6 protein-coding genes are annotated in these 8,163 nt (G+C 53.2%); 3 read left to right on the plus strand and 3 right to left on the minus strand.

The annotated features are described in order from the left end of the window. Nucleotides 1-31 precede the first annotated feature (31 nt). Nucleotides 32-2,239: a glycoside hydrolase family 3 C-terminal domain-containing protein gene (locus FC49_RS06295; protein WP_056984569.1), complete on the plus strand. Its 2,208-nt coding sequence runs from the start codon at nucleotides 32-34 to the stop codon at nucleotides 2,237-2,239. A 148-nt stretch (nucleotides 2,240-2,387) separates the two neighbouring features. Here FC49_RS06295 and FC49_RS06300 read toward each other — a convergent pair whose 3' ends face one another. Both FC49_RS06300 and FC49_RS06305 read right to left on the minus strand, forming a co-directional pair. Then, nucleotides 2,388-3,746, minus strand: coding sequence for an SLC45 family MFS transporter (locus FC49_RS06300; RefSeq protein WP_056984570.1), 1,359 nt, complete (start codon nucleotides 3,744-3,746; stop codon nucleotides 2,388-2,390). Nucleotides 3,747-3,758: 12 nt separating this feature from the next. After that, nucleotides 3,759-5,813, minus strand: coding sequence for a glycoside hydrolase family 31 protein (locus FC49_RS06305; RefSeq protein ID WP_056984571.1), 2,055 nt, complete (start codon nucleotides 5,811-5,813; stop codon nucleotides 3,759-3,761). Between the two features lie 212 nt (nucleotides 5,814-6,025). Between FC49_RS06305 and FC49_RS09935 the strand changes: the two genes are divergently transcribed. Beyond that, nucleotides 6,026-6,946, plus strand: a complete 921-nt coding sequence (locus tag FC49_RS09935; protein WP_156402472.1) for a helix-turn-helix domain-containing protein — start codon at nucleotides 6,026-6,028, stop codon at nucleotides 6,944-6,946. Nucleotides 6,947-7,069: 123 nt separating this feature from the next. Here FC49_RS09935 and FC49_RS06315 read toward each other — a convergent pair whose 3' ends face one another. Then, nucleotides 7,070-7,672, minus strand: a complete 603-nt coding sequence (locus FC49_RS06315; RefSeq protein ID WP_003712762.1) for a nitroreductase family protein — start codon at nucleotides 7,670-7,672, stop codon at nucleotides 7,070-7,072. A 126-nt stretch (nucleotides 7,673-7,798) separates the two neighbouring features. Here FC49_RS06315 and FC49_RS06320 point away from each other — a divergent pair, with 126 nt between their 5' ends. Further along, the gene (locus FC49_RS06320) at nucleotides 7,799-8,107 is read left to right on the plus strand and encodes a winged helix-turn-helix transcriptional regulator (protein ID WP_056984572.1); all 309 of its coding nucleotides are present in this window, start codon (nucleotides 7,799-7,801) and stop codon (nucleotides 8,105-8,107) included. The last annotated feature ends 56 nt before the right edge of the window (nucleotides 8,108-8,163 follow it).

Genomic DNA, 8,163 nt, shown 5'->3' on the forward strand with positions numbered 1-8,163 from the left:
GTAGAGGAAACAGAAAGGATCGGTGACAGGAATGGTAAAAGTTGATTTGCAGTTTGTCCAGGGACTGACTTTAGAGGAACGGGCGGCCCTGGTTTCCGGTAAGGACTTCTGGTTTACCGCCAAGGTGCCGGGGATTAACCGAATGATGATGTCGGACGGGCCGTCTGGCTTGCGGAAACAGGACATTGATGTGGACCCGACAGATATTAATAACTCCGTTGACGCGGTCTGTTTCCCGTCGTCAGCCCTGACGGCCAGTTCCTTCGATGACCAGCTGCTTTACCGCTTAGGTCACCAGTTGGGAATTGCAGCCAATGCGGAACGTTTAGGAGTTTTGTTGGGCCCCGGTGTTAATATCAAGCGGAGTCCACTGGCAGGTCGCAACTTCGAATACTTCTCTGAAGACCCGCTGCTGGCGGGGCGGATGGGCGTTGCTTACGTCAAGGGCGTTCAAGAGGAGGACGTCGGTGTCAGCGTCAAGCACTTTGCGGCGAATAACCGGGAAAACCAGCGCTTTACCTCCTCGTCCAACATTGATGAACGGGCGTTGCGGGAAATCTACCTTGCCCAGTTTGAGCGGATCGTCAAGGAGGCCCAGCCGGCAACTTTGATGTGTTCTTACAACCGGCTCAACGGGACTCTCAATTCACAGAACCAGCGGCTCCTGACGGAAATTCTCCGGAACGAGTGGGGATTCCAGGGGCTAGTCATGTCTGACTGGGGAGCCGTGGCGGACCACGTGGCGGCAATCAAGGCCGGCCTGGACCTGGAGATGCCGGGCAAGGGCCAGGCATCGGTCGACGAGATCGTGCAAGCAGTCAAGGAGGGCCGCTTGCAGGAATCAACGCTGAATCGGTCCGTTCTCCGGGTCCTCAAGATGGTTGAACGCTGGGGCAAGGATGTTGCCCATCCAGCTGAGTACGATAAGGAAGAACAGCACGAGTTTGCCCGGCAGGTGGCTGACGATAGTATTGTCCTGTTGAAGAATACTGACCAGCAATTACCGCTGCAGACTGGCGAGTCGCTGGCGGTAATTGGGGAGCTAGCCGTTAAACCACGTTTTGAGGGCGGTGGGAGTTCTCACGTTAATGCCCATCACGTAGTTACTCCGCTGGCTGCGGCTCCTGCTGGTGCAAAGTATGCTGCTGGCTACCGCCTTGCCGAGACGGCGCCGGACCAGGAACTGACCACGGAGGCTGTCCAACTGGCTAAGCAGAGTGACCGGGTAATCTTCTTTGCCGGCTTCCCAGAGAGCATGGAAACGGAAGGCTTTGACAAGGATTCCATCGCCCTGCCAGCCAACCAAAATGAGCTCCTGACGCAAATCATTGAGGCCAACCCCAACATCACCGTAGTTTTGCAAAACGGGTCCGTAGTGGAAATGCCGTGGGCGGACCGGGTACCAGCAATCGTGGAAACCTACCTGGCCGGAGAAGCGGTCGGGGAGGCCACCTGGGACATCCTGACGGGGAAGGTCAACCCGTCAGGAAAACTTTCCGAGAGCTTTCCGCTCCGCGTGCAGGATAACCCGACCTATGGAACCTTTGCCAAGGATCATGATGAAGAGGATTACCATGAGGGTATCTTTGTCGGCTACCGTTACTATGACCTGCATGAGATGCCGGTTCGCTTCCCATTTGGGCACGGCCTAAGCTATACGAACTTTACTTACAGTGACCTGACGGTGAGTGAAGAGAGCAATGATGTGAAGGTGCGGTTTACGGTTACCAATAGCGGCCAAGTAGCCGGCAAGGAAGTCGCCCAGGTTTATGTTGCCAACCACGTCAGCCGGGTTGAAATGCCGGTTAAGGAGTTGCGGGACTTCACGAAGCTAGCACTGGCGCCGGGTGAGAGCCAGACGGTTACGTTGACCTTGCCGCGCCGGGCCTTTAGTTACTACAACGTTGCTCAAGAGCAGTGGGAAGCCGACAATGGCGAGTACGAGATCATGGTCGGCAGCTCTTCCCGTGACATCCGCCTCACTGCCCAGTTTAAGCTGACGATTGGTGTTAACCCGCTGGGGACGGTGACGGAAGATACCTACCTCGGCGACCTTTGGAATGACACGGATCCAAAGGTACAGGCCGCGTTAAAGTCCTCCGGCTTGTATGAGGTCTTGAAGCCGATGATGGCGGATAAGGATTGGGTCGCGATTTCCGCGAATATGCCGTTACGGTCATTAGCCGCGACGGGGATTTCCGAAGAGGTCCGCGAAAAGTTCTTCCAGGCATTGCGGTAAAAACGGCTCGGTAGCAGGATAGCACGATTAATAGCAGCCGGGCTGTCTTCCGAATATTGACTTTCCAACTTTAAAAATTAAAATCGTCTGCTGTGGCTTTGACCGCAGTAGGCGATTTTGTTATTTCAATCGATTTGATTTTTTCGATTTAACCTTTGACAGCGACCCCCTCGTGAACTCCCCGGACCGCGATGGCGGCACAAAAGAGCGAGAGGCCGGCAATCAGCATCATCATCGGCTGGCTGTGACCAACTAACGGGAAGATGACGAAACTGAGCAGGGACGCCACGATTTGCGGGAGGCAAATGCCGATGTTAAAGAGCCCAATGTAGGCGCCCTCGTTCTCACCGTTGAGCGAAGAGGTCAGGAGGGTAAACGGCAGGGTGTGGATCGTAAAGTAGCAGATTCCAAAGAGAATGAAGGCAAGCACGGTCAGCCACTGGCTGTGAACCAGGGAGACCATTACCAGGCCAATTCCACCGAGTACGAGGCCGGTGGCGTACCACTTTTTCCGTGTCGTCGTCTTGGCGTGGGAGTAGAGGAAGCCCCAGCAGATTCCGGCGATACTAAGGATGGCGGTGAGGACTCCGTACCAGTTGCCTGCCGCTTGAAAGCCGGCACTGGTGGGGTCAGTCGTGTGCCAGACGTTTTTCGCGAGGGTGCCGGTTGCGTAAGTCCAAACATACATGATGCCGACCCAGCTGAAAAACTGTATCAGACAGAGTTCCCAAAAGGCCCGGGGAGCAACCTTCGTGAGGTGCCAGAGGCTGACGGACTTTTGGTTGTCCTGAGGATTGATCCCGTGGTACTTAGCGTAGGTCTGGGGATCGTATTCCTTAACGTTGAAGACGGTCCACATACTGGTAATCAGCAGGACGGCCGCCGCGACCACGTAAGCGTAGATGACGGTATTCGGCACTACTCCCCGCTTCGCCGTATTATGCATTCCACAAGCAGTGAAGATAAAGGGCAGCAGGGAGGCCAGGATGCCCCCACCGTTGAAGAAGATTTGCTGGAGGGACCAGGCGAAGTTCTTCTGCTTGTTGTTCACCATGTCACCGACGATCATCCGGAAGGGCTGCATACAAATGTTGTTGAAGAGGTCCATGAAGCAGACGGCAAAGGCAGCAAAGACCATTGCGGCCATCGAACCGTAGCCGAAGCCGAGGGAGCCAGAGAACGGCAGCATTAGCAGGACCAGGGCCGCGATAGGTGCCCCAAATAGGAGGTAGGGCATCCGCCGGCCAAAGCGGTTCCAAGTCCGGTCAGAGTACTTCCCAATTAATGGCTGGACGATCATTCCCATTAGGCCGGGAAAGATGAAGAAGAAGCCGAGGCTATTCGGGTTGGCCCCGATTGACTGGAAAATCCGGCTCATTTGAGAGCTTTGGAGTGAGAAACCCATGTTGATCCCGAGAAAGCCAAAGGTAATGGAAAAGATAACCCATTTTGAGAGGTCGGGCAGGCCGGCGTCGAGGTTGACTTGTTTTGTCTTTTGCTTATTCATGACTGCCACCCCCTAGTCCTTTTCAGCAGGAACGGTGAAGTTGAGCAAACTGTCGAGGGGATGACTAGCACGGGTAAAGAGGGGCAGGGTGTCAATTGGGCAATCAACGGTGACGGTCTGGCCGCCCTGGTAGGTCTGCTTAGTGTTGACATCAATCCAGTCCTCACCCGCTGGCAGGTAAACGTCCCGCTTGGTCTGACCAGCGTGAAGAATTGGGGAAACCAAAACGTCCGGGCCGAACATGTACTCGTCCGAAATATCCCAGGTCTGGCCGTCCTTAGCGAAGTCATAGAAGAGGGGCCGCATGACCGGTGTGCCGTCTGTGTGGGCCTTCTTCATCTGCTCCATGACGTACGGGCGAATGGCCTCCCGCATGAAGAGGTACTTGCGCAGGATTTCGTAAGTTGGCCGCGGGTATTTATAGATTTCGTTAAAGGCCCCGCTACCAAATGGCTGGTTGAACATCCGGTCGGCGTGTTCAATCGTCTGTTCTGCGGGCTCCCGGAAACCATGCAAGCGCATGACCGGGCAGAAGGTCCCGAATTGGAACCAGCGGGTCAGCAGTTCATGGAATTGCGGGTCATGGACGTTGCCACCGGTAAAGCCACCGATATCGGTGGTCCACCAGGAAATACCAGAGAGGCCTGCGTTTAGTCCAGCGACCACCTGCTTTTGCAGCGACTCAAAGGTTGAGTGGACGTCACCAGACCAGAGGACGACCCCGTACTTTTGGCTGCCGGCCCAGACACAGCGGACGAGGTTAACGATGTCCTTTTGCCCGGCGGCCTTCTGACCTTCGTAAAAGGCCTTGGCATAGTCAAGCGGGTAGACATTGCTGAGCTTGAGGGCGGGACCCAGGTAGTAGCGGAAGTGGTCGAAGTCGTACATGAAGCCGTACTCCGGTTCCGCTTCGTCGAGCCAGAACATCCGCACGCCATTGTCGTAGTAGTTTTGCTTAGCCTTGTCCCAGACGTACTTCCGGGCACCCGGATTAGTGGCGTCGAAGAAGGTTTCGTTGCCCATGAAGTGGTAAGAATCCTGGTACATCCGTTCGGACCGGACGAGGTAGCCCTTGTCGTTCATCTCGTCATAGTTTTCACTGTTGACGTCGACGGTCGGCCAGATGGAAACCATCAGCTTGATCCCCATCTGCTTTAGCTCGTCGACCATCCCCTTTGGATCCGGCCAGTACTTGGGGTCAAACTTCCATTCACCCTGATTTGGCCAGTGGAAGAAGTCAATGACGATCACGTTGATGGGCAGGCCCTTGTCCTTGTACTCGTGGGCCACCTTCAGCAACTCTTCCTGGGTCTTGTAACGGAGCTTGCATTGCCAAAAGCCGCTGGCAAATTTTGGCATCATCGGGACCTTCCCGGTGGCGGCCGTGTAGTTTTCGACAATTTGGGCTGGCGAGTCCGCGGCCGTTACCCAGAAGTCGAGTTGGTCGGTGTCCCGGGCTTCCCACTTAGTTTCGTTATTGGCAAAGGTGACTTGACCGATTGCGGGATTGTTCCACAGAAAGCCGTAACCCCGGTTAGAGAGGACAAAGGGAACGGTTGCCTGGGTATTCCGCTGGGCAAGTTCGAGGATGCAGCCCTTGTAGTTGAGCTGCTTTTCCTGCCGCTGCCCCATCCCGTAGATCTTTTCGTCGTCAAAGGCCTCAAAGCGCAGGGTCGCCTGGTAGTCCCCACCGATAATCGGTTTAAGTTCCCGGCCGGGGATGCCGAGGGGGCTGGTTTTCTTACCACCCGGTTTGACCTGCCAGCGTTCTTCCAAGAGGACTTTGCCATCCTGGTTGGTGATGGTTAACCAGCCAAAGCGGTTGATGCTGGCGGTGATGCTGCCGTTGCTGATCGCACAGCTGTTGGCTTCTTCGTCGAGTTTGATTTGGTCGTAGCTGCCAGTGTGTTCCTTAGAGTAGGCTAGTGCCCAGTCTTGGTCGGGTGTAAAGTGACTGTTTTTAGTTACCCGGAAACGTAGGCTGTCCTTACCCCACGGCTGGATGAGAACCTGTTCGGCAGCGTGCTCCCAATACAGGCCGTTCGCCATTTTTTTCATTACTGCCATAAAAAAACTTCCTTTCGGTCAATCTGCTATAATAATCGCTGACAAGTTAATTGGTTAAATCAACTTACAAGAATAATTAAACCTTTTTACAGCTGAAAATGTAACCGTTTTAATGGACGAAAAGGTGGTAAAATGAATTATAATTTGGACATAAGTGTCGATTTAGCTAACCAATAGCGCCAAAAAGTAGATGAATGTGAGGGTGGATATCCGTGAAAGTGGACAAAAGTAACCATGACGTATACCTCTTTAATAGTGACCGGCCATTCCATCATTATGCTTCGGGCCAACTAGTCCTCGCCAGGGAAGAGGCGTCCAAACTCTTTGAACTGGGTGACGCCTATGAATTGCTAATCTGTGCTGGTGGTCAATGCCGGGTGAGCTGGGGGCAGCAAAGGCAGGTGCTCAAGCGGGGCAGCTGTCTGCTAGTGGCGCCCCATACCCGGCTGGAGCTAGCGGGGGGTGAGTCCCCAGTTACCTGTTATTGGATTCAGTTTTTCCCTAAGGATAGTGAAGAACGGGTTGCCTACCAGCACGTTGCGGATGCAATCCGTGACCGTTACGATTTGGGACGGTTGGCAAATAACGTGATTTTGCCCCAGTACTATCAAATTCGGGAATTTAACCGGATCAATACGATGTGTTTGCAGACCCTCCTGCTGATTCGCGGGAACTACTATACGGAAGCGCTGCCGTCGTATGCGATTACTGAGCTGATGCTTGAAATTACCAATGACTTTATTACGGGGCTGCACCATTTAACACGGGCCAACCCTAAGGCGACAGAGATTATTGACTGGCTGAGCAGTCACCTGGATGCCGATTTGACGGTTCGGGGATTGGCCGACCATTTTGAAATGAACTATCGGTACGTCAGCCGTCTGATTAAAAAGGAGACCGGGATGACGGCTTCCCGTCTGATTTTGCAGAAAAAGCTGGACATTGCCTGCGGGCTCCTTTTGAAGTCAAACCTGCCCCTCAAGCTAATTGCGGATCAGGCGTACTTCAATGATGAAAAGTATTTTTTGCGTTGTTTTAAAAAGCAGCTGGGTCAAACGCCGACCCAGTATCGGCAGCAGTACATGGACGACTTTCTCCTGAATGATACTAGGACCCGTGAGGCAAGGCGGTAGGCACAAACCTACTATAAAAAAGGCCCCCGCAAGGACTGAACTGTCACTTGCGGGGGCCTTTGAGGCAAGGGGAGTAATTCGGCTGGATAATGCTACTAGCAGGCTAGCTTCACTGCACGGTGCCTATTTAATGAGCTTAAATACCTGTTGTTCATCTAAATAATCTTTATTACCAGCGGGAGCTTCGATTGAACCGAACGGCATTTCCGCTCTGAGCTGCCACTCGGCAGGGAGGTCAAAGGCGTGGTGAATTGCGTCGTCAATCAGGGGGTTATAGTGCTGCAAACTAGCGCCGATTCCCTGCTCAGCAAGTGCTGTCCACACCGCCTGCTGGCTCCCGCCAATTGCCTGCTCTGCCCATGGAGCAAAGTTGGCAGCGTAGGCGGGAAACTGCTCTTCAAGTTTGTGCACGCTGCTGGTGTCTGTTAGGTAGAGTACGGTACCAATACCAGCCCGGAAGCTGGCAATTTTTTGCTTGGTCTTTTCAAAAGCTGCTGGGTCAGTGACGATTTTTGCCAATGTTTCCTCGACGATATCCCAAACCTGATCACTAGCCTGGTTAAATAAGACCACGGCGCGCACGGTCTGGCTATTAAAGGCACTTGGGGAATTGCGGACTGCCGTAGTTACCAGTTCGTAGATTTCCTCAGGTGTTGCTGTGACGTTCTTTCCTAAAGCGTAAATTGATCGCCGCTGGGCAGCCAGTTGATTGAATTCTGATTTCATGAGTAGTCATCCTCCTTTAGGGTTATTACTTACTAATAGTAACCTAAAATCATAGATAGACAAGGCGTGAATTATTTTTCACTAGCTAGTGTGTGCTAAAATTAATGTCAAAAGGGGGAAAAACAAGTGGCCAAAGCAATTGATAACTGCCCGATTGATCATACTCTGCAGCAGATTGCTGGCAAGTGGAAGGGACCAATCATCATGATGCTGCTGGAACACCCGAATTGTCGTTTTAACGAATTAGAAAAATTGTTGCCAGCTTGTTCCCGGCGGATGCTGGCCTTGCAACTGAGGGAGCTCGTTACAGCGGGGATTATTGCAAAGAAGGTAACGGCTACCGTGCCGGTCCAAACCAGCTACTCGCTGACGCCCCGGGGTCAACAGTTGCGTCCCGTTATTGAGGGAATGCAGGAGTGGGGACAGCAAGGTTAGCCGCACTAGTTTTAACTGGGAATTAACTCAACCTCTTAACTATTTTATAGCTCAAT

Source organism: Limosilactobacillus oris DSM 4864, assembly GCF_001434465.1.
GTDB lineage: Bacteria > Bacillota > Bacilli > Lactobacillales > Lactobacillaceae > Limosilactobacillus > Limosilactobacillus oris.

Coding starts and splice junctions, on each gene's coding strand:
- FC49_RS06295 (WP_056984569.1), top strand. CDS start 32: ATGGTAAAAGTTGATTTGCAGTTTGTCCAGGGACTGACTTTAGAGGAA.
- FC49_RS06305 (WP_056984571.1), bottom strand. CDS start 5,813: ATGGCAGTAATGAAAAAAATGGCGAACGGCCTGTATTGGGAGCACGCT.
- FC49_RS06315 (WP_003712762.1), bottom strand. CDS start 7,672: ATGAAATCAGAATTCAATCAACTGGCTGCCCAGCGGCGATCAATTTAC.
- FC49_RS06300 (WP_056984570.1), bottom strand. CDS start 3,746: ATGAATAAGCAAAAGACAAAACAAGTCAACCTCGACGCCGGCCTGCCC.